Below are 18191 nucleotides of genomic sequence, written 5' to 3' on the forward strand. Positions count from 1 at the left end.
GCCCTGCGGCCGAGCTTGCAACCACCGGTAAAAAACGCGCTTGTGGCGCTGGGCGTTCCGGTAGACAGGGACCGATGGCAGGTCAGGTGTTCATCGGCGTTTCCGGCTGGCGTTTCGAGCCATGGCGCGGCAACTTCTATCCGGCCGGACTGGCGCAGGCGAAGGAACTGCACCACGCCTCGCGGCAGTTCAACAGCATCGAGCTCAATGGCTCGTTCTACTCGCTGCAGCGGCCCTCGTTCTATGCGCAGTGGGCGGCGCAGACGCCGCCGGGCTTCGTGTTCGCGGTCAAGGGCGGGCGCTACATCACCCACATGCTGAAGCTGCGCAACGCCGAGGCGGCGATGGGCAACTTCTTCGCCTCGGGCCTGTTCGCGCTCGGTGACAAGCTGGGCCCGATCCTGTGGCAGTTCCCGCCCAATTTCGGCTTTCATCCGGAGGTCTTCGAGCCCTTTCTGGCGTCCTTGCCCAGGACCACCGCGGCGGCCGCGAAGATCGCGCTTCAGCGCGACCAGCGCCTGAAGGGACGCGAGTTGCTGGAGCCGTTGCACCGCCAACGCCTGCGCCATGCCGTCGAAGTGCGCCATGCCAGCTTCGTCGACCCCGCCTTCATCGCGCTGCTTCGCAAGTACAAGGTGGCCTGGGTGGTGGCCGACACGCCGCAGCCCTGGCCGCTGTACGAGGATGTCACGGCGGACTTCGTCTACATGCGCCTGCACGGCGCCACCGAGTTGTACAAGAGCCGCTACACCAGCGAGCAGCTCGATCGCTGGGCGGCGTGCATCGATGCGTGGCGGCAGGGACGGCAACCGGCCGATGCACGCCTGATCTCCCAGAAGTTGCCGCCCCCTGCAGAGAGCCGCGACGTGTACTGCTACTTCGACAACACCGACAAGCTGCACGCGCCGGACAACGCGCGGGAGTTGATGACGAAGCTGGGACTGCCGCTCACGACATCGGTGGCTGGCCATTGGACGCGGTGACGCCGCCATCGACCGGCAGGCACACGCCGGTGATCATGGCCGCGTCCTCGCTCGCCAGGAACGCCACGGCGCCGGCGATGTCCGCGGGCGTCGCCGGCCGGCCCAGCGGCATGCGCTCCCTGAACTTCGCCAGCAGCTTGCGGTCGCCCTTCATGTCCTCGGTCATCGGCGTGAGCGTGAAGCTGGGCGCAACGGCGTTGACGCGCACGCCGTCCCTGCCGTGGTCCAGCGCCAGCGCCCGCGTGAAATTGATGATGGCGCCCTTCGACGCGTTGTAGAACGACAGTCCCCAGTCGCCGCCCAGGCCCGAGACCGAGGCCATGTTGACGATGCAGCCGCGGGCCTCGACCAGGTGCGGCATCGCCGCCCGGCAGCCGTGGAACACGCCACCGGCATTGGTGGCCATGGTCTGCTCCCATTCCTCCAGCGTGGCCTCGGTCACCTTGCCCTCGGGCGCGATGCCCGCGTTGTTCACCATCACGTCCAGCCGGCCGAACTTGCGCACCGCTGCCTCGACCAGCGCTTTGACCTGCCGGTACTTCGAGACGTCCGTCACCTTCACCAGCGTGCGCTCGGGCGGCAGGGTCTGCGCGACCGCCTCCAGCTTCCCGCGCGTGCGGCCGGCCAGCACCACGGTGGCACCCTCGGCCGAGAAGCGGCGCGCGATGCCTTCGCCGATGCCCGAGCCAGCGCCCGTGACGACCACGACCCGATCTTCAAACCGCCGCATGGCTGCTCCCAGGTGAAGGTCCGCAGCATCGGGCGCGCCCGCCCGCCACGTCGTAGTCCGCAGCCATCGGCGGCCGTCGGTGGCAGCTCCAACGGCCTCGCGACCGAAGGCGGAATGCCTTCGCCGAACGGTTGGTCACATTACGTAACGCCTGGTCACAATCACGGCTTCGCACCTTTTTTCTTTGCTTTTCCTGGAAGGAAATCCATGCAGGTCATGACGCCCAGCTACGACACGGGGTTCGTTGCGTTGTCCTACCTCGTCTCCGTGGTCGGCGCCTTCATCGCACTCACCGCCGTCGAGCGCATGCGCTCGCAGCCGGCGGGCAGCGCGCGCCTGCTGAACCTCGCGGCCGCGGCGGTGTCGCTCGGCGGCATCGGCATCTGGACCATGCACTTCTTCGGCATGCTCTCGCTGCGCCTCGGCATGGGCGTGAGCTACTCGATTCCCGAGACGCTGCTCTCGCTGCTGGCGGCGGTCGGTGCCTCGGCGCTCGCGCTGTACTGGGTGTCCAAGGGACTCAACATCCTGCGCCTGCTGGGCGGCGGCCTCATGTTCGGCACGGCGGTCCTGGTGATGCACTACCTGGGCATGCAGGGCATGCGCTTCAACGGCTTCTTCCAGTGGTCGTCCCAGCTGGTCGGCGCGTCGGTGGCCATCGCCTACGCGGCTGCCATCGCGGGCCTGTGGCTCGCCTTCTGGGCACGTTCGCTGCCGCTGCGCGCGGCGGCCTCGCTGGTGATCGGCGTGGCCGTCTGCGCGATGCACTACACGGGCATGGCAGCGGCCGGCTTCGTCTGCACCAGCGCCAACCCGCCTGCATTCCCGACGGGCGACCACCTCGTCACGTCGCTCGAACTGCCCGCATTGGTGACGATGGTGTCGCTGGCCACGGCCGTCGTGATCGCGATCGACCAGATGTTCCAGCGGTTCATGGGCGGCGCCGCCCACCAGCGGCGCGGCTCCCTGGCACGCCAGGCACGCTGAGGAGCACTGGGGGCAGCGCCGATAATCGCTGCCATGAATCCCCTTCTCGACCGCCTGCAGCCCTACCCGTTCGAGCGGCTGCGGCAGTTGTTCGCGGGCGTGGTGCCGAATCCGGCCTACGCCGCGATCAGCCTGGGCATCGGCGAGCCCAAGCACCCGACCCCGCCGTTCCTGAAGCAGGCGCTGGTCGATGCGCTCGACACCCCTGGCGCCGACCTGTCGGCCTATCCGCCCACCATCGGCACGCCCGCGTTGCGCGGGGCGTTCACCGGGTGGCTGCAGCGCCGTTATGGACTGGCGCTGGATCCGGCGACGCAGGTGCTGCCGGTCAACGGCTCGCGCGAGGCGCTGTTCGCATTCGCGCAGACGGTGATCGATCCGCGCACCAAGCCTGTCGTCGTGTGTCCCAATCCGTTCTACCAGATCTACGAGGGCGCGGCGCTGCTCGCGGGGGCCGCGCCGTACTACGCGCCCTCGGACCCGGCGCGCAATTTCGCGGTCGACTGGGACAGCGTGCCCGAGCAGGTCTGGGCCCGCACCCAACTGCTGTACGTGTGCTCGCCCGGCAATCCGACCGGCGCGGTGATGCCGCTGGACGAATGGCGCAAGCTGTTCGCCCTGTCGGACCGGCATGGCTTCGTGATCGCCAGCGACGAGTGCTACAGCGAGATCTACTTCCGCGATGAACCGCCGCTGGGTGGGCTCGAGGCCGCCGCAAAGCTGGGCCGCACCGACTTCACACGGCTGGTGGCCTTCACCAGCCTGTCCAAGCGGAGCAACGTGCCGGGCATGCGCAGCGGTTTCGTCGCCGGCGACGCGAAGCTGCTCAAGGCCTTCGCCCTGTATCGCACCTACCACGGCAGCGCGATGGCGCCTCCGGTGCAGGCCGCCAGCATTGCGGCCTGGAGCGACGAGGCGCACGTGGTGGACAACCGCGCCCAGTACCGCCGCAAGTTCGCCGAGGTCACGCCGGTGCTGGCCAGCGTGCTCGACGTGAAGCTGCCCGACGCGAGCTTCTACCTGTGGGCCGGCGTGCCCGGCGGCGACGACCAGGCCTTCGCCCGCGCGTTGCTGGCTCAATACAATGTGACGGTGCTTCCGGGCAGTTTCCTCGCCCGTGAGAGCGGCGGCCGCAACCCCGGCGCCGGCCGCGTGCGCATGGCCCTGGTGGCGCAGACCGCCGAATGCCTGGAAGCCGCGCACCGCATCGTCGACTTCGTGAAGAACAACCCCCGTCCCCAATGACCACCCAACTGCAGCAGACCATCGACACCGCGTGGGACAACCGCGCCAACCTCTCGCCCTCCTCGGCGCCCAGGGAGGTGACCGAAGCCGTCGAGCACGTGATCGCCGAGTTGAACAACGGCCACCTGCGCGTGGCCACTCGCGAAGGCGTGGGCCAGTGGACCGTGCACCAGTGGATCAAGAAGGCGGTGCTGCTGTCGTTCCGCCTGAAGGACAACGCGCTGATGAAGTCCGGCGAGCTGGCCTTCTTCGACAAGGTGCAGACCAAGTTCGCGCACCTGTCGCAGGAGGAAATGGCGGCCACCGGCGTGCGCGTGGTGCCGCCGGCCGTGGCACGTCGCGGCAGCTTCGTCGCCAAGGGCGCGGTTCTGATGCCCAGCTACGTGAACATCGGCGCGTATGTCGACGAAGGCACCATGGTCGACACGTGGGCCACCGTGGGCTCCTGCGCGCAGGTCGGCAAGAACGTGCACCTGTCCGGCGGCGTGGGCCTGGGCGGCGTGCTGGAGCCGCTGCAGGCCAATCCGACCATCATCGAGGACAACTGCTTCATCGGCGCCCGCTCCGAGGTCGTGGAGGGCGTGATCGTCGAAGAGAACTCCGTGCTGTCCATGGGCGTGTACATCAGCCAGAGCACGCCGATCTACGACCGCACCACGGGCGAGATCACCTATGGCCGCGTGCCGGCCGGCTCGGTGGTGGTATCCGGCAGCCTGCCGCGCGACGGCGGCAAGTACAACCTGTATGCCGCCATCATCGTCAAGCGCGTGGATGCACAGACCCGTGCAAAAACCTCGCTGAACGACCTGCTGCGCCCGTAAAAGTGATGACAGGGACCGGGCCCCCCGGTACCCTGTCACGACCGAGGAGGAGTGACCCGAATGAGCACGATGGAGCGCATCCTGCGCCTGATGGGCGAGAAGAAGGCGTCGGACGTCTATCTCTCGGCCCACGCGCCGGCCATGATCAAGATCAACGGGCAGTGCCTGCCGATCAACAACCAGCTGCTGCCGCCCGACGCGCCCAAGGCCCTGCTGGCCGAGGTGCTGCCGGCACGCCGCGTCACCGAGCTGGAAGAGACCGGCGAATTGAACATGGCGCATGCGGTCGAAGGCGTGGGCAACTTCCGCTTCTCGGCGATGCGCCAGCGCGGCTCGTACGCCGCCGTGATCCGCTACATCACCACCGAGATCCCGCCGCTGGAGTCGCTCAACGTGCCGATGATCCTGGGCGACCTGATCATGGAAAAGCGCGGCCTGCTGCTGATGGTGGGCTCCACCGGCGCCGGCAAGAGCACCACTCTGGCGTCGATGATGGACTACCGCAACGAGAAGGCGGCCGGCCACATCCTGACCATCGAGGACCCGGTCGAATTCCTGTTCAAGAACAAGAAGTCCGTGGTCAACCAGCGCGAGGTGGGCAGCGACACGGCGTCGATGCAGACGGCGCTGAAGAACGCGCTGCGCCAGGCGCCCGACGTCATCCTGATCGGCGAGATCCGCGATCGCGAGACCATGTCCGCGGCCATCGCGTACGCGCAGTCGGGCCACCTGTGCCTGGCCACCATGCACGCCAACAACAGCTACCAGGCGCTGAACCGCATCCTGTCGTTCTATCCCGTCGAGGTGCGTCCCACCATGCTGGGCGACCTGGCGGCGGCGATGAAGGCCATCGTCTCGCAGCGACTGCTGCGCACGATCCACGGCGGCCGCACGCCGGCCGTGGAAGTCATGCTCAACACCAAGCTGGTGTCCGAGCTGATCGAGAAAGGTGACTTCTCCGGCGTGAAGGAAGCGATGGAGAAGTCGATGGCCGAAGGCTCGCAGACCTTCGAGCAGGCCATCGCGCGCCTGATCGTCGACGGCGTCGTCGACAAGAGGGAAGGCATCGCCAACGCCGACTCACCCACCAACCTGCAGTGGCGCCTGCAGAACGACTTCGGCCAGGGCGCCGCGGTGCGGCCGGAAGATGGCGCGAGTGAGGAAGACCTCGCCGACGAGCCGTCGTTCACCGAGATCACGCTCGACGTGAAACATTGAGGACGAAACACGGCCCGCTGCGCGCGCCGTGTCCTTGCACATGCAGACCCTGTACCTCGCGGAGCAGTTGATCGCCCGGCGCTCCGTGACGCCGGACGATGGCGGCTGCCAGCAGTTGCTCCGGCAGCGCCTGGAGCCGCTCGGTTTCGCATGCGAAACCATCGCCAGCGGGCCGGACTCCTTCAGGGTCACCAACCTGTGGGCCAAGCGCCCGGCGCGCCGCACCGATGCACGCACGGTCGTCTTCGCCGGCCACACGGACGTCGTTCCCACCGGACCGCTGGACCAATGGACCAGCGACCCCTTCGTGCCCAGCCACCGCGACGGAAAGCTGTACGGGCGGGGCGCCGCCGACATGAAGACGTCGATCGCGGCATTCGTGGTGGCCGTCGAGGAATTCATCGCGGCGCACCCCGATCCGTCGATCGGCATCGCGCTGCTGATCACCAGCGACGAGGAAGGCCCGTCGGTCGATGGCACCGTCGTCGTCTGCCAGCAACTGCAGCAGCGCGGCGAGCGCCTGGACTGGTGCATCGTCGGCGAGCCCAGTTCCGTCGAGCGCGTGGGCGACATGATCAAGAACGGCCGGCGCGGCAGCCTCTCGGGCAAGCTCACCGTGCGCGGCGTGCAGGGGCACATCGCGTATCCGCAGCTGGCGAAGAACCCGATCCACCTGGTGATGCCCGCGCTGGCCGAACTGGCGTCCATCTCCTGGGACCAGGGCAATGCGTTCTTCCCGCCCACCAGCTTCCAGTGCAGCAACATCCACGCGGGCACCGGCGCGACCAACGTCATCCCGGGCGCGCTGGTGGTGGACTTCAACTTCCGCTTCTCGACCGAGTCCACGCCCGAGGGCCTGCGCGCGCGCGTGCACCAGGTGCTGGACCGGCATGCGCTCGACTACCAGCTCGACTGGGTGCTGGGAGGCCAGCCGTTCCTCACCACACCCGGCGAGCTGGTCGGTGCCATGCAGCAGGCCATCCGCTCCGAGACCGGCATCGAGACCGAGCTGTCCACCACCGGCGGCACCAGTGACGGCCGCTTCATCTCGCGCATCTGCCCGCAAGTGGTGGAGTTCGGGCCGGTGAACGCGACGATCCACAAGATCGACGAGCACGTGCGCGTGGCCGACCTCGAGCCGCTGAAGAACATCTACCGGCGCACGCTGGAACTGCTGGACGCGGTCGGCTAGCTGGACGCGACAGGCGCCAAGGCGCAGCTGCGCGAGCGGCACAATCCCGGACTTGTCATTGCGGGCGCGACCCGCAATCCATGCCGGCACCCAACAACCGCTGCTGCTGGATCCCGGATCAAGCCCGGGATGACAGCCTCTTCCCCACCCGCATGACACTGATCGATCTCATCCAACGCTGCGCCGACCGCCTCGCACGGGCCGGCGTCGCCTTCGGCCACGGCACCACCAACGCCTTCGACGAAGCCGCATGGCTGGTGCTGTGGAAGCTCGGCCTGCCGCTGGACGCCCTGGACGCGCACGCGCAGGACGCCATCGACGACGCGCGCCGGCAGCAGGCCGAGTCCCTCGTCGAACAGCGCATCGCCACCCGCAAGCCCGCCGCCTACCTCACGGGCGAAGCGTGGCTGCAGGGCGTGCCGTTCCATGTCGACGAGCGCACCATCGTGCCGCGCAGCTTCATCGCCGAACTGCTGGCGGACGGCAGCATCGACCCGTGGCTGTCCGACCGCACCCGCCGCGTGCTGGACCTGTGCACCGGCAATGGCAGCCTCGCCGTGCTGGCCGCGATGGCCTATCCCGACGTGGAGGTCGACGGCGCGGACATCTCGCAGGACGCCTTGGCGGTCGCGCGCCGCAACGTCGAGCGGCATGGACTGCAGGACCGGATCCGGCTGCTGCACTCCGACGGCCTGCAGGGCGTGCAAGGGCCCTACGACCTCGTGCTGTGCAACCCGCCCTATGTGAACAGCGCGTCGATGGCGGTCCTGCCCGCTGAATTCCGCGCCGAGCCGGGCATCGCGCTCGCCGGCGGCACGGATGGCATGGACTTCATCCGCGGACTCCTGGCTGGCGCACCGAAGCACATGACCGATGACGCCGTGCTGGTGCTGGAGATCGGCAACGAGCGCGAGCACTTCGAGCGCGCCTTCCCGCGGCTGGAGGCCGTGTGGCTGGAGACCAGCGCCGGCGCCGACCAGGTGCTGCTGCTCACGCGCCAGGCCCTGGAGCAAGCATGATCCAGCTGCGCAATCTCACGCTGCGCCGCAGCGCCAAGGTGCTGCTGGACGCGGTGTCCGTCACCATCAACCCCGGCGAGAAGGTCGCGCTGGTCGGGCGCAACGGCGCCGGCAAGTCCAGCCTGTTCGCCCTCTTCAACGGCAACCTGCACGAGGACGCCGGCGAGTTCTCGCTGCCCGCGCAGTGGCGCCTGTCGCAGGTCGCGCAGAACATGCCCGAGACCGACGAGAGCGCCACCGCGTTCGTGCTCGGGGGCGACACGCGCCTGATGGAGCTGCGCGCCGAACTCGCGCAGGCCGAGGCCAGCGACGACGGCATGCGCATCGCGCACGCGCACTCGGACCTGGCCGACGCCGGCGAGCACGATGCCGTGTCACGTGCCCAGGCGCTGATCCTCGGCCTGGGCTTCCAGGTGGCGGAGCTGGAGCAGCCCGTCGACAGCTTCTCCGGCGGCTGGCGCATGCGCCTGCAGCTGGCCCGCGCGCTGATGTGCCCGTCGGACCTGCTGCTGCTGGACGAGCCCACCAACCACCTGGACCTCGACGCCCTCGTGTGGCTGGAAGCGTGGCTGCAACGCTATGCGGGCACCATGATCGTCATCAGCCACGACCGCGAGTTCCTCGATGCGGTGACCAACGTCACGCTGCACATCGAGAACCAGAAGCTCACGCGCTACGGCGCCAACTACAGCGCCTTCGAGACCATGCGGGCGCTGCAGCTCGAACAGCAGCAGGCCCAGTTCGCGCGCCAGCAGGAGAAGGTGGCGCACCTGCAGAAGTTCATCGACCGCTTCAAGGCCAAGGCCAGCAAGGCCAAGCAGGCGCAGAGCCGCGTCAAGGCGCTGGAGCGCATGGAGCGCATCGCGCCGGTGCTGGCCGAGGCCGACTTCAACTTCGAGTTCAAGGAGCCGGCCAACCTGCCCAACCCGATGCTGGCGATCAGCGATGCGGCCCTCGGGTATGGCGAGAAGGTGATCCTCTCCGGAATCAACCGCTCGGTGCTGGCGGGCCAGCGCATCGGCATCCTGGGCGCCAACGGCCAGGGCAAGTCGACGCTGGTCAAGACCATCGCGCGCGAGATCGCGCCACTGGCCGGCACGATCACCGAAGGCAAGGGCCTGCACATCGGCTACTTCGCGCAGCAGGAGCTGGACGTGCTCTCGCCCGACTCCAACCCGCTCGAGCACATGGTGCGGCTGGCGCGCGACGTCGGACCGCAGGGGCGCGAGCAGGAGCTGCGCAACTTCCTCGGCAGCTTCAACTTCAGCGGCGACATGGTGGGCCAGGCAGTAGGCACCATGAGCGGCGGCGAGAAGGCCCGCCTGGTGCTGGCGATGATCGTGTGGCAGCGCCCCAACCTGCTGCTGCTCGACGAGCCCACCAACCACCTGGACCTGGCCACGCGGGAGGCGCTGTCCGTGGCGCTGAACGAGTTCGAGGGCACCGTGATGCTGGTCAGCCACGACCGGGCGTTGTTGCGGGCCGTTTGCGACGAGTTCTGGCTCGTGGGCCGGGGCCGCATCGGCCCGTTCGACGGCGACCTGGACGATTACCAGCGCTACCTGCTGGACGAGGCCAAGCGACTGCGCGAGGCAGCCCGGCTGGAAGCTGCTCCCGCGCCGACGCCCGCGCCCGTCGCGAATCCGCAGGAGCAGCGCAAGCGCGATGCGGCCACGCGCCAGCAGGCCGCCGCACGGGCCAAGCCGCTCAAGCGCGAACTGGCGGACATCGAAAGGCGCATGACGCAGCTGCAGGCCGAGCGGCAGGACCTGGAGACGCAACTCGCGTCGCCGTTGCCGCCGGCGCAGATCGCCGATGCAGGCCGCAAGCTCAAACAGGCAGCCCAGGCCCTGGAAGATGCCGAGGAGCGCTGGCTCAGCCTCTCGGGCGAGATCGAGGCGCTCGAGTCGGACGGCTGAGGGCAAGCGAACGCGTGGTTTGCCTGCTTGCGTGGAGCACACGCCAGGCCAGCATCGACCCATGCCAACGGCCCTGCAACTCGCGGCAGGCAACCCGGCCCTCCAGGCCCGGGTGCGCGACTGCCGGCGCCTGCTGACCAGGCGCGCGCTCGTCGGCGCTGCCGCCAGTGCCGTCCCACTGCCCGGGTTGGACTGGGCGGTCGACGCCGCGCTGCTGACCCGCGTGCTGCCGGAGATCAACGCGCGCTTCGGGCTCACGCCGGAACAGCTGGCGCGGCTGCCGGAGCTGAAGCGCGATGAAGTGCAGAAGGCGGCGTCGGTGGTCGGCTCGGTGATCATCGGCCGCTTCGTCACGCGCGAACTGGTCGTCCAGCTCGCCCGGACCATTGGCGTGCGCATGACGGCGAAGCAGGCCGCCAAGTACGTTCCGCTGGCCGGCCAGGCGGTGGCGGCCGTGATGGGATTTGCAGCGCTGCGCTACCTCGGCGAGGAGCACATCAAGGACTGCGTGAAGGTGGTGCGCGAGACCCGGCTCGCCCTTCCCGCTCCCACGCTGCTGGCGCTGGAACTCAGTGACTGAGCGCCTGGCGCGCCAGTTCGCTCATCACTTCCTCGTTGTCGAGCAGTCGTGCGGCAAGGCGGGCGCCGTGCTGCAGCGAGCGCAGGTGCCGCTCGACCACGGCCGGCGTGGTGTCGGCCGTGAATCCGCACAGGCTGCCATGCACGCGGCCATCCGGCAGCACCACCTGGGCCTCGACCAGCATGCCGTCCGCATCGTCGGTCGCCTGGCCGATGGCGCGTGCGGCCGCCGGTCCGTGGCTCAGCGCCTCCACGACGCGGAAGCGCCGCGGTCCCTCGTTGTAGTGCCGCACGAACACCACATCCATGCCCAGGCGCTCGCGCAGCATGGCGAGCACGATCTGCACCGCTTGGTCGGCCTTCGGTGACACGCCGCGCGGCGTGCCCTGCAGGCGAGAACGGGCATGGGCGGCGGGGGAAGTGGACAGCTGGGGCATGGCGGCGAGGTGCATGGGAATGCTACCCATGCCCCCTGCCGAGTCTGTTCCGGCGGGTAACAACGGCTCAGCCAGCGTCACACCACGGAAGCGCCGGCGACATGTGCCCATCGAGGCAGCGCCGCGTTGTCTCGAAGCTGCGGCATCCATGGGCTCGAACCCGCTGCTGGCTGAGCCGTTACCTTTGTACCTCCGGCCGTGCAATCAACACAACAGGAAGCATGTGTCGATCGTGGCGCGGATTGTTTAGGCGGAGCGCACCCGCTGCTGAAAAAACAGGCAATCTGGCGAGGTCGAATGTCCACGCGCCTTCGGCTGCGGCATCCGCGTGTTCCACACAGAGTTGTCCACAGCGGCTGTGGGTTGCCTCCTACAGAACCGATGGCCCGCGTCCTGCGGGCCGCACATCCATGGCCAGCGCAGGCACAGCTTTGTCCCGGGCGGCTTGGGAGACGTCTGCGATTGACGCTGCACGCGCGCGCGGCTGGAATCGCCGACGGACATGGCCTGGATCGCGCACCTGCTCGCCACCGCACTCGGCCTGCTGGCTCTCCAGCGCCTGGTTGCGGGAACCACCATGCGGGGATGGCACAAGGCCATCGTGGCCGCCGGCATCGTCGTGCTCGCATTGGCCGGCTTTCGCGCCAGTGATCCACCCGCGGGGTTCCTGTTTTCCGATTTCAGCATCGCCTACTACCCCGCGGGCCTCGCCGCGCTGCAGGATCCGCAGCGGCTCGAAGGCCTGCTGCAGATGGGCGTCCGCGGATTCGTCAACCTGCCGGCGGTAGCCTGGCTGTTCGCCCCGCTCGCGCTGGTGCCGGAACGCATCGCCGTCGTCGTCTTCACGGCGCTCGGCGTCGCGGCGTGCGTGGCGGCGTGGTGGCTGCTGTGCCGCGTCGCCCGGCTCGAGGTACGGGAGCGTTGCATGCTGGCTCTGCTCTTCGCCGCCAACGGACCGCTGCTGTACAGCGTCAAGGAGGGCAATACCAGCCACATGGTGCTGTTCGGCGTCGTCGCGGCCTTCGCCCTGCTGAAGGCTGGCCGCCATGTCGCCGCGGGCGCGTTGCTCGCCACCTGCGCCGTCATCAAGCCGCCGCTCGCGCTGTTCGGCCTCTTCTTCCTGCTGCGCCGCGACGTCGCGGGCCTTGTCGCATTCATCCTGGTCGGCGCGGGATTCGTGGTGACCTCGCTCCTGCTGGCCGGCTGGACGCTGAACCTGGACTGGTTCCAGCTCAGCGTCGTCAAGTTCAGCAGGGAGTGGCTGGCGGCCTTCAACGTCCAGTCACTTCCCGCCTTCGTGCTGCGTCTCGACAGCGGCGCCCAGCAGCACCTGCACGACTGGACCACGCCGACGGCCATCAGTGCCGGAGAGCGATTGGCTGGTCAACTCTTGGAGGCGGCGGTCCTCGCGGCTGCGGCGTTCGCGTGGCTGCGCGCGGACGGGGGCGGCTCCGAACCGGGACAGGCGGAGCGCCGATGCGACCTGCAGTTCCTGCTGGTGCTGTGCCTCGCGCTGGTGGCAAGTCCGTTGTCGTGGTCGCACTACTACGCGTGGCTGCTGATGCCGACCGCGTTCTTCCTCGCACAGAACCGCCTGCGCGACGGCCGCGCGGCCCAGGTACTGGGCTGGATCGCGGTGTTCCTCGCGACGCCGCTCGTTCGGCCGCTCTTCGTCGACGACGCGGCGCTCATGGCGGCATACCGGGCGCTCGGCGTCTCGCACCTTCTGTTCGGCGGACTGCTGATGTTCGCCCTGGTCGCGGCCCACCTGGCGGCTGCAGGTCCGGCGCCGCGGCGCGGGCGCGCCCGGTCAGCAAACAAAAGGCGCGCTGCCGTGGGCAGCGGGCCTGGTGGAGGGTGGTAGGACGTGCGGGATTCGAACCTGCGACCAACGGATTAAAAGTCCGCTGCTCTACCAACTGAGCTAACGTCCCACGCTTCTTCGCTGTTGCGATTGGCAAGCAGCAAAGCCCGCGAGTATAGCGTGGTTCAGGATGGGTTTCGTTGCACCAGCGCGTCGAGCACCCAGCCAGCCGCGCACTGGCCGAAGGTGGCGGTGACGCTCACCACCGATCCATAGCCGTGGCAGTTGAGCGAACCGTCGCCTTCGAGGGCGCACGACGGATCGGGCGGCGCCACGGCCTCGCGGCTGAAGACGCAGGGCACGCCGATGCGCTTGCCTTCGCGCGGGGCCCCATGGAACTTGCGCAACCGGTAGCGCACCTGCGCGAGCAGCGGGTCGTGGGTGGTGAAGGCCAGGTCGTCGATGTCGACCTTGTGCGCGTGCCGCTTGCCGCCTGCGGCACCGGCGGCGATGAAGGGCACGCGCTCGCGCACGGCCCAGGCCGCGAGCGCCACCTTGGCCTTGACCTCGTCGCAGGCCTCGATGACCGCATCGACGGGACGCGGCAGCAGCGCCGGCCAGTTGCCCGGCTCGGCGAAATCCTCCACGCCATGCACCTGGCAGCCCGGATGGATCTGCGCGATGCGATCGCGCATCGCCTGCACCTTCGCCATGCCCAGCGTCGTGTCGAGGGCGTGGACCTGCCGGTTGATGTTGGATTCGGCGACGTGGTCCAGGTCGACCAGCACCAGCGCGCCGACGCCGCTGCGCGCCAGCGCCTCGGCGGCCCAGGACCCCACGCCGCCGACGCCGACCACGGCAACGCAACTGCGCCGGATGGCCTGTGCGCCCGAGACGCCGTAGAGGCGCTCGAGGCCGCCGAAGCGGCGCCCGAGGTCGGCTTGGGCGTCGAGCGCCTGCGTCACGGTGGTGCTAGCGCAGCCGCGCCAGCCGCTCGCGGGCGGCCGATGCCGCTTCCGATTGCGGGTAGGCCTTGACCAGGTCGCCGAGCGTCTTGCGGGCGCCCGCGTTGTCCTTCAGCTCCAGCTGGCAGTTGGCGATGGACAGCACGGCCTCGGGCGCGCGCGCATGGTCCGGCGCGTGCGACAGCAGCGCGCGGAAATTCTCCATCGCGCCGCGGAAGTCGCGCGTGGCGTACTGCGCATTGCCCAGCCAGAACAGCGCCGAGGGCCGGTAGCCGCTCTGCGGATACTTGCGCGTGAAATCCGCGAAGGCCGCCTGCGCCGCTGGGAAGTCGCCCTTGCGGAACACGGCGAGCGCGGCTTCGTAGTCGCGCTGCTCGTCGGGGTTGGCCGTGAACTCGCGGCCATCGACGTTGACCTTCACCGGCTCGAACCGGCGCAGGCGATCATCCATGCCCTGCACGACGTCCTTCTGGCGGCGCTGCAGTTCGGCGACGTCGCGCGTGATCTGCTCGTCCTGCCCGCGCATGCGGGCCAGTTCCCCGCGCAGGTTCTCGATCTGGTTCTGCAGGTCCAGCAGGCTGCGGCGCAGCTGCTCGTTCTCGGCGCGCAGGTCGGCCTCGCTCTTGTCGCCGGCGGCGCGCTGGGCATCGACCTTCTGCCGCAGTTCGAGGATGGCGCGACGCGCCTCGTCGTCCTCGAACAGCGCGGCATGGCCGGCGAGCGGAACAACCATCGCCGCCGCGGCGGCGATGCGCAGGAGTGCGTGCGGCGCGCGCATCAGCGGTACACGATCTCGACGCGGCGGTTCTGCGCCCACGCCGCTTCGTCACTGCCGGTCGCCGCGGGCTTCTCCTTGCCGAAGCTCACCGCTTCCATCTGCGCGTCGGCCACGCCCAGCAGCGAGAGCGCGCGGCGCACGGCCTCGGCGCGCTTCTGGCCCAGGGCCAGGTTGTATTCACGGCCGCCGCGCTCGTCGGTGTGGCCTTCCAGCGAGACCTTGCGCTGCGCATTCGCACGCAGGAAGCGCGCATGCGCCTCGATGACGGACTGCGACTCGGGCTTCAGGTCGAAGCTGTCGTAGTCGAAGTACACCAGGCGCGCCACGTTCATGGGTCCCTGCGCGGTGCCGTTGGTGGCATTGGCATCGACCGGTGCCACGCGGCTCTGCGTGCCGCCACCGGCGGGCGGCGCCACGGTGGTGCCGGTGCGGTCCTCGACGGGCACGTCATTGAGCTTGACACCGGAGCTGCAGCCAACGATGGACGTGGCAAGCAGCAGGCACATGAGGAAACGGCGGATCATCGTTCTTGACTCCTATGGAAGTAACGTCGTGAGGGGGATCGGGTGTGTCAGCGCTGGTACGGGCCCCAGTCGGGCTCGCGGATGTCGCCGCTCTGTCCCGCCAGGCGGGCCTTGATCTTGCCGTCCAGCGTGGTGGTCATCAGCGCTTCGCGGCCATTCTGCCGCGTGGCATAGACGATGAGACGGCCGTTGGGGGCGAAGCTGGGGCTCTCGTCGGCGATGGTGTCGGTGATCGCGACGGGCTGGCCCGAGGGCAGCTCCATCACGTGCAGCTTGAACTGGCCCTGCACGCGCGAGATGAACGCGAGGTGGCGGCCGTCGGGGCTGATCGTGGGCGAGATGTTGTAGCTGCCGCCGAAAGTGACGCGCTCGGGCGAGCCGCCCGTGGTGGCGACGCGGTAGATCTGCGGCGAGCCGCCGCGGTCGCTGGTGAAGTAGATGCTGCGGCCATCGGGCGCGAACACCGGCTCGGTGTCGATGGCGCTGGACTGCAGCAGGCGTCGCGGCTCGCCGCCGCCTGCATCGATGGTGTACAGCTGCGAGCCGCCCTCGCGGCTCAGGGTGACGGCCAGCGTGCGGCCGTCGGGCGCCCAGGCCGGCGCGCTGTTCGAGCCGCGGAAGTTGGCCAGCAGGCGACGGCGGCCGGTGGCCACCTCGTGCACGTACACCACGGGCTTGCGCGACTCGAACGACACGTACGCCAGCTGGGTGCCGTTGGCCGACCAGGCCGGCGAGATCACCGGCTCGGGGCTCGCCAGGGCCGATTGCGCGTTCTCGCCGTCGGCGTCGGCCACCCACAGGTTGTAGCGCGGGCCGTTCTTGGTGACATAGGCGATGCGGGTGGAGAACACCCCCTTCTCGCCCGTGAGCTTCTCGTAGATGAAGTCGGCGATGCGGTGGGCCGCCAGGCGCAGGTCGCCCGTGGTGACGGCATAGCTCTGGCCGCCCAGGTCCTGCGCGCGCACCACGTCCCACAGGCGGAAGCGCACGTCGTAGCGGCCGTCGGCCAGGCGCCCGATGCTGCCAACCACCAGCATGTCCGCACCGGCCTGGCGCCAGGGCGCCACGTCGAGGCGACTGCTCTCGTCCAGCGCGCCGCCGGCACGCGCATCGATCGCGCGGAACTGGCCGCTGCGTTCGAGGTCGGCCTGCACGATGGAGGCCAACTTCTGCGGCGCCTCGGCTTCGCCGCGGAACGGCACCACGGCGATCGGCAACTGCGTGAGGCCCACGCCGGTCACCTCGACCCGGAACTGGGCCCACGCGGGCAATGCCGCCGCGCCCAGAAGTCCCATCAAGTGGCGCCGGCGCCAGGTGGCTGGTGTCATCGTCGTCATCGGGGTTAGTGCCTCCATTTAGCGATTGAGTTCAGTCACGGTGGGCGCAGGGCCCGCGGCCGCTTCGGCCAGTCCGACCTCGGCACGCACGGTGCCGCTGCGCATCCGCTCCTCGACGCGCCGGCGATTGTGCGCCTCGCTGTCGCGAGCATGTTCGGCGTGCCACAGGTGGAACACCTCGGTCGCCAGGTAGCCATTCTTGCGCATCACGCCGGCGTGGTGCAGCCGCAGCACGAGATCGGCGTCCTCGTGGCCCCAGCCGGAGAACGATTCGTCGAAGCCGTTCACGACGCGCAGGTCGCGCATCCAGGCCCCGAAGTTCGCGCTGCGGATGCCCTTCCAGCGGAAGCGCCGCTGCAGGCGCCCCGGTGCGGCGTCCCAGCGCACCAGGTGCGCGAGCTTGTTGATGTGGCCGGCCATGCGAAGGCGCAGCCAGTCGCCCGCGCCCAGCGACATTGCGTCGACTTCGCCCGCCTCGATGCGCCGCGAGAGCGTGGCATCGAGCAGCACGCGGCTGCCGTTGACGAAGCACCGGTCCTGCGCCAGCGCGCGATGCGCCGCCGCGAAATGCGGGCTGGGAATGCAGTCGCCGTCGAGGAACACGACGTAGTCGCTTTTCGCATGCAGTGCGCCCAGGTTGCGCGATCGCGCCGCGGTGAACCCCACGTCCGGATGCCACACGTGGCGCACCGGGCAGGCGAACCGCGGCAGCCGCTCGCGCAATTTCTGCACGTGCTCGGGCCGTGAGCCGTCGTCCGCGACGACCACGGTGTCGCCAGCGTCGCATTGCGGCGCGAGCGCGCGCAGCACGGCCAGCAAGGCGTCGGAACGGTTGTAGGTGAGGACGACGAAGCCCGCCGTCATGGGTGCGGGATTCCCGTCGCGCCTTCGCGCTGCAGCAGCCACAGCTTCAGGTAGCGGTAGTACGTGCCCTCGGCATTGGAGATGGCCAGCGCCAGTCCCATCGCGCCATCGAGGAAGCCGCGCTGCAGCACGTAGGTGCGCAGGAAGGCCCACAAGCCGTGGCCCAGAGCCTTGGCGGGCGATGCCCGCTTGCCGCGCTGCGCCAGCGAACGCGCGCCCGCGGTCGAATAGCGATTGACCTTGTCGAGCACCGTCTCGAAGTCGGGGAAGCTGCGGTGCAGCAGCTCGCCCTGCAGGCGCCCGACGCTGCCCTGCACCAGCACGCGTTCGTGCACCAGGTCGTCGGAGAAGCGGGCCGCATCGCGGCGGAACAGGCGCACGATCCAGTCGGGCGACCAGCCGGCGTGCCGGATCACCTGCCCGCAGTAACTGGATGTTCGATCGAGCTCGAAGGCTGCGTGCGCGCCCGGCTCGCGGACCGCTGCGAGGATGGACTCGCGCAAGTCCGGCGTGATGGTCTCGTCGGCGTCGAGCGAGAACACCCAGTCGCCCGTCGCCAGCGCAAGAGCGCGATTCTTCTGCGGCCCGAACCCGGGCCAGTCGCTGCTGATGGAGACCTTCGCGCCCTCGGCACGCGCGAGCTCGGGCGTGCCATCCGTGCTGCCCGAGTCGAGCACCAAGATCTCATCGGCGAAGCGCGCGGACCGCACGCAATCGACGATGTTGCGGGCTTCGTTGCGCGTGAGGATGACGATGGAGAGACTGGGCATGTGCGCCAGGGAGGGGGAG

At 69.1% G+C, this 18191-nt stretch carries 18 protein-coding genes and 1 tRNA gene; 10 read left to right on the forward strand and 9 right to left on the reverse strand.

What is annotated here, in order from left to right; genetic code table 11:
* The first annotated feature begins 74 nt into the window (after nucleotides 1-74).
* The gene (locus ACPWT1_RS16390) at nucleotides 75-983 is read left to right on the forward strand and encodes a DUF72 domain-containing protein (protein WP_427912209.1); all 909 of its coding nucleotides are present in this window, start codon (nucleotides 75-77) and stop codon (nucleotides 981-983) included.
* Here ACPWT1_RS16390 and ACPWT1_RS16395 read toward each other — a convergent pair.
* Complete coding sequence (locus ACPWT1_RS16395; protein ID WP_427912210.1) at nucleotides 949-1713, reverse strand: SDR family NAD(P)-dependent oxidoreductase; 765 nt, start codon at nucleotides 1711-1713, stop codon at nucleotides 949-951. The two genes, ACPWT1_RS16390 and ACPWT1_RS16395, sit on opposite strands and share 35 nt — an antisense overlap.
* 207 nt (nucleotides 1714-1920) lie before the next feature.
* Here ACPWT1_RS16395 and ACPWT1_RS16400 point away from each other — a divergent pair, with 207 nt between their 5' ends.
* The 8 genes from ACPWT1_RS16400 (at nucleotide 1921) to ACPWT1_RS16435 (ending at nucleotide 10694) form a co-directional block, all read left to right on the forward strand.
* Complete coding sequence (locus ACPWT1_RS16400) at nucleotides 1921-2700, forward strand: MHYT domain-containing protein (protein WP_427912211.1); 780 nt, start codon at nucleotides 1921-1923, stop codon at nucleotides 2698-2700.
* Between the two features lie 33 nt (nucleotides 2701-2733).
* Complete coding sequence (gene dapC / locus ACPWT1_RS16405) at nucleotides 2734-3945, forward strand: succinyldiaminopimelate transaminase (protein ID WP_427912212.1); 1212 nt, start codon at nucleotides 2734-2736, stop codon at nucleotides 3943-3945.
* The gene (dapD, locus tag ACPWT1_RS16410; protein WP_427912213.1) at nucleotides 3942-4766 is read left to right on the forward strand and encodes a 2,3,4,5-tetrahydropyridine-2,6-dicarboxylate N-succinyltransferase; all 825 of its coding nucleotides are present in this window, start codon (nucleotides 3942-3944) and stop codon (nucleotides 4764-4766) included. Before dapC ends, dapD begins: the two co-directional genes overlap by 4 nt.
* A gap of 60 nt (nucleotides 4767-4826) precedes the next feature.
* Nucleotides 4827-5984 carry a PilT/PilU family type 4a pilus ATPase gene (locus tag ACPWT1_RS16415; RefSeq protein WP_427912214.1) on the forward strand — a complete coding sequence of 386 codons (1158 nt, stop codon included), beginning with the start codon at nucleotides 4827-4829 and terminating at the stop codon, nucleotides 5982-5984.
* Between the two features lie 40 nt (nucleotides 5985-6024).
* Nucleotides 6025-7176 (forward strand): succinyl-diaminopimelate desuccinylase, encoded by a 1152-nt coding sequence (gene dapE, locus ACPWT1_RS16420; protein WP_427912215.1) that lies wholly within the window; start codon nucleotides 6025-6027, stop codon nucleotides 7174-7176.
* A 152-nt stretch (nucleotides 7177-7328) separates the two neighbouring features.
* Complete coding sequence (gene prmB / locus ACPWT1_RS16425; RefSeq protein ID WP_427912216.1) at nucleotides 7329-8195, forward strand: 50S ribosomal protein L3 N(5)-glutamine methyltransferase; 867 nt, start codon at nucleotides 7329-7331, stop codon at nucleotides 8193-8195.
* Complete coding sequence (locus ACPWT1_RS16430) at nucleotides 8192-10114, forward strand: ABC-F family ATP-binding cassette domain-containing protein (protein WP_427912217.1); 1923 nt, start codon at nucleotides 8192-8194, stop codon at nucleotides 10112-10114. The genes prmB and ACPWT1_RS16430 overlap by 4 nt, the downstream gene beginning before the upstream one ends.
* A gap of 61 nt (nucleotides 10115-10175) precedes the next feature.
* Entirely contained in the window at nucleotides 10176-10694 is a 519-nt protein-coding gene (locus ACPWT1_RS16435) for a hypothetical protein (RefSeq protein ID WP_427912218.1), read from the forward strand.
* Here ACPWT1_RS16435 and ACPWT1_RS16440 read toward each other — a convergent pair.
* Nucleotides 10684-11145 (reverse strand): hypothetical protein, encoded by a 462-nt coding sequence (locus tag ACPWT1_RS16440; protein ID WP_427912219.1) that lies wholly within the window; start codon nucleotides 11143-11145, stop codon nucleotides 10684-10686. The two genes, ACPWT1_RS16435 and ACPWT1_RS16440, sit on opposite strands and share 11 nt — an antisense overlap.
* A gap of 487 nt (nucleotides 11146-11632) precedes the next feature.
* Between ACPWT1_RS16440 and ACPWT1_RS16445 the strand changes: the two genes are divergently transcribed.
* A complete protein-coding gene (locus tag ACPWT1_RS16445; protein WP_427912220.1) occupies nucleotides 11633-12994 on the forward strand; it encodes a glycosyltransferase family 87 protein in 1362 nt (453 codons plus the stop codon).
* On the opposite strand, the gene ACPWT1_RS16450 is transcribed toward ACPWT1_RS16445, so the two are convergent.
* The 7 genes from ACPWT1_RS16450 to ACPWT1_RS16480 form a co-directional block, all read right to left on the reverse strand.
* Nucleotides 12989-13064, reverse strand: a tRNA-Lys gene (locus tag ACPWT1_RS16450). The two genes, ACPWT1_RS16445 and ACPWT1_RS16450, sit on opposite strands and share 6 nt — an antisense overlap.
* 55 nt (nucleotides 13065-13119) lie before the next feature.
* Nucleotides 13120-13899: a tRNA threonylcarbamoyladenosine dehydratase gene (locus tag ACPWT1_RS16455; protein ID WP_427912221.1), complete on the reverse strand. Its 780-nt coding sequence runs from the start codon at nucleotides 13897-13899 to the stop codon at nucleotides 13120-13122.
* Nucleotides 13900-13906: 7 nt separating this feature from the next.
* Nucleotides 13907-14677, reverse strand: a complete 771-nt coding sequence (gene ybgF / locus ACPWT1_RS16460) for a tol-pal system protein YbgF (protein ID WP_427912222.1) — start codon at nucleotides 14675-14677, stop codon at nucleotides 13907-13909.
* On the reverse strand, nucleotides 14677-15201 hold the full coding sequence (gene pal, locus ACPWT1_RS16465; protein ID WP_427912223.1) for a peptidoglycan-associated lipoprotein Pal: 525 nt from the start codon (nucleotides 15199-15201) through the stop codon (nucleotides 14677-14679). The genes ybgF and pal overlap by 1 nt, the downstream gene beginning before the upstream one ends.
* 47 nt (nucleotides 15202-15248) lie before the next feature.
* Nucleotides 15249-16529 carry a Tol-Pal system beta propeller repeat protein TolB gene (gene tolB / locus ACPWT1_RS16470; RefSeq protein WP_427915576.1) on the reverse strand — a complete coding sequence of 427 codons (1281 nt, stop codon included), beginning with the start codon at nucleotides 16527-16529 and terminating at the stop codon, nucleotides 15249-15251.
* A 27-nt stretch (nucleotides 16530-16556) separates the two neighbouring features.
* The gene (locus ACPWT1_RS16475; protein WP_427912224.1) at nucleotides 16557-17402 is read right to left on the reverse strand and encodes a glycosyltransferase; all 846 of its coding nucleotides are present in this window, start codon (nucleotides 17400-17402) and stop codon (nucleotides 16557-16559) included.
* A complete protein-coding gene (locus ACPWT1_RS16480) occupies nucleotides 17399-18172 on the reverse strand; it encodes a glycosyltransferase family 2 protein (protein ID WP_427912225.1) in 774 nt (257 codons plus the stop codon). Before ACPWT1_RS16480 ends, ACPWT1_RS16475 begins: the two co-directional genes overlap by 4 nt.
* Nucleotides 18173-18191 lie beyond the last annotated feature (19 nt).

Origin of the sequence: Ramlibacter sp. MMS24-I3-19 (assembly GCF_050320135.1) — a bacterium.
GTDB lineage: Bacteria > Pseudomonadota > Gammaproteobacteria > Burkholderiales > Burkholderiaceae_C > Ramlibacter.

What these genes read in the sequence shown, in the direction of transcription:
- ACPWT1_RS16390 (WP_427912209.1), top strand. Translation starts at nt 75, where the DNA reads ATGGCAGGTCAGGTGTTCATCGGCGTTTCCGGCTGGCGTTTCGAGCCA.
- ACPWT1_RS16395 (WP_427912210.1), bottom strand. Translation starts at nt 1,713, where the DNA reads ATGCGGCGGTTTGAAGATCGGGTCGTGGTCGTCACGGGCGCTGGCTCG.
- ACPWT1_RS16400 (WP_427912211.1), top strand. Translation starts at nt 1,921, where the DNA reads ATGCAGGTCATGACGCCCAGCTACGACACGGGGTTCGTTGCGTTGTCC.
- dapC (WP_427912212.1), top strand. Translation starts at nt 2,734, where the DNA reads ATGAATCCCCTTCTCGACCGCCTGCAGCCCTACCCGTTCGAGCGGCTG.
- dapD (WP_427912213.1), top strand. Translation starts at nt 3,942, where the DNA reads ATGACCACCCAACTGCAGCAGACCATCGACACCGCGTGGGACAACCGC.
- ACPWT1_RS16415 (WP_427912214.1), top strand. Translation starts at nt 4,827, where the DNA reads ATGAGCACGATGGAGCGCATCCTGCGCCTGATGGGCGAGAAGAAGGCG.
- dapE (WP_427912215.1), top strand. Translation starts at nt 6,025, where the DNA reads ATGCAGACCCTGTACCTCGCGGAGCAGTTGATCGCCCGGCGCTCCGTG.
- prmB (WP_427912216.1), top strand. Translation starts at nt 7,329, where the DNA reads ATGACACTGATCGATCTCATCCAACGCTGCGCCGACCGCCTCGCACGG.
- ACPWT1_RS16430 (WP_427912217.1), top strand. Translation starts at nt 8,192, where the DNA reads ATGATCCAGCTGCGCAATCTCACGCTGCGCCGCAGCGCCAAGGTGCTG.
- ACPWT1_RS16435 (WP_427912218.1), top strand. Translation starts at nt 10,176, where the DNA reads ATGCCAACGGCCCTGCAACTCGCGGCAGGCAACCCGGCCCTCCAGGCC.
- ACPWT1_RS16440 (WP_427912219.1), bottom strand. Translation starts at nt 11,145, where the DNA reads ATGCACCTCGCCGCCATGCCCCAGCTGTCCACTTCCCCCGCCGCCCAT.
- ACPWT1_RS16445 (WP_427912220.1), top strand. Translation starts at nt 11,633, where the DNA reads ATGGCCTGGATCGCGCACCTGCTCGCCACCGCACTCGGCCTGCTGGCT.
- ybgF (WP_427912222.1), bottom strand. Translation starts at nt 14,677, where the DNA reads ATGCGCGCGCCGCACGCACTCCTGCGCATCGCCGCCGCGGCGGCGATG.
- pal (WP_427912223.1), bottom strand. Translation starts at nt 15,201, where the DNA reads ATGATCCGCCGTTTCCTCATGTGCCTGCTGCTTGCCACGTCCATCGTT.
- tolB (WP_427915576.1), bottom strand. Translation starts at nt 16,529, where the DNA reads ATGACACCAGCCACCTGGCGCCGGCGCCACTTGATGGGACTTCTGGGC.
- ACPWT1_RS16475 (WP_427912224.1), bottom strand. Translation starts at nt 17,402, where the DNA reads ATGACGGCGGGCTTCGTCGTCCTCACCTACAACCGTTCCGACGCCTTG.
- ACPWT1_RS16480 (WP_427912225.1), bottom strand. Translation starts at nt 18,172, where the DNA reads ATGCCCAGTCTCTCCATCGTCATCCTCACGCGCAACGAAGCCCGCAAC.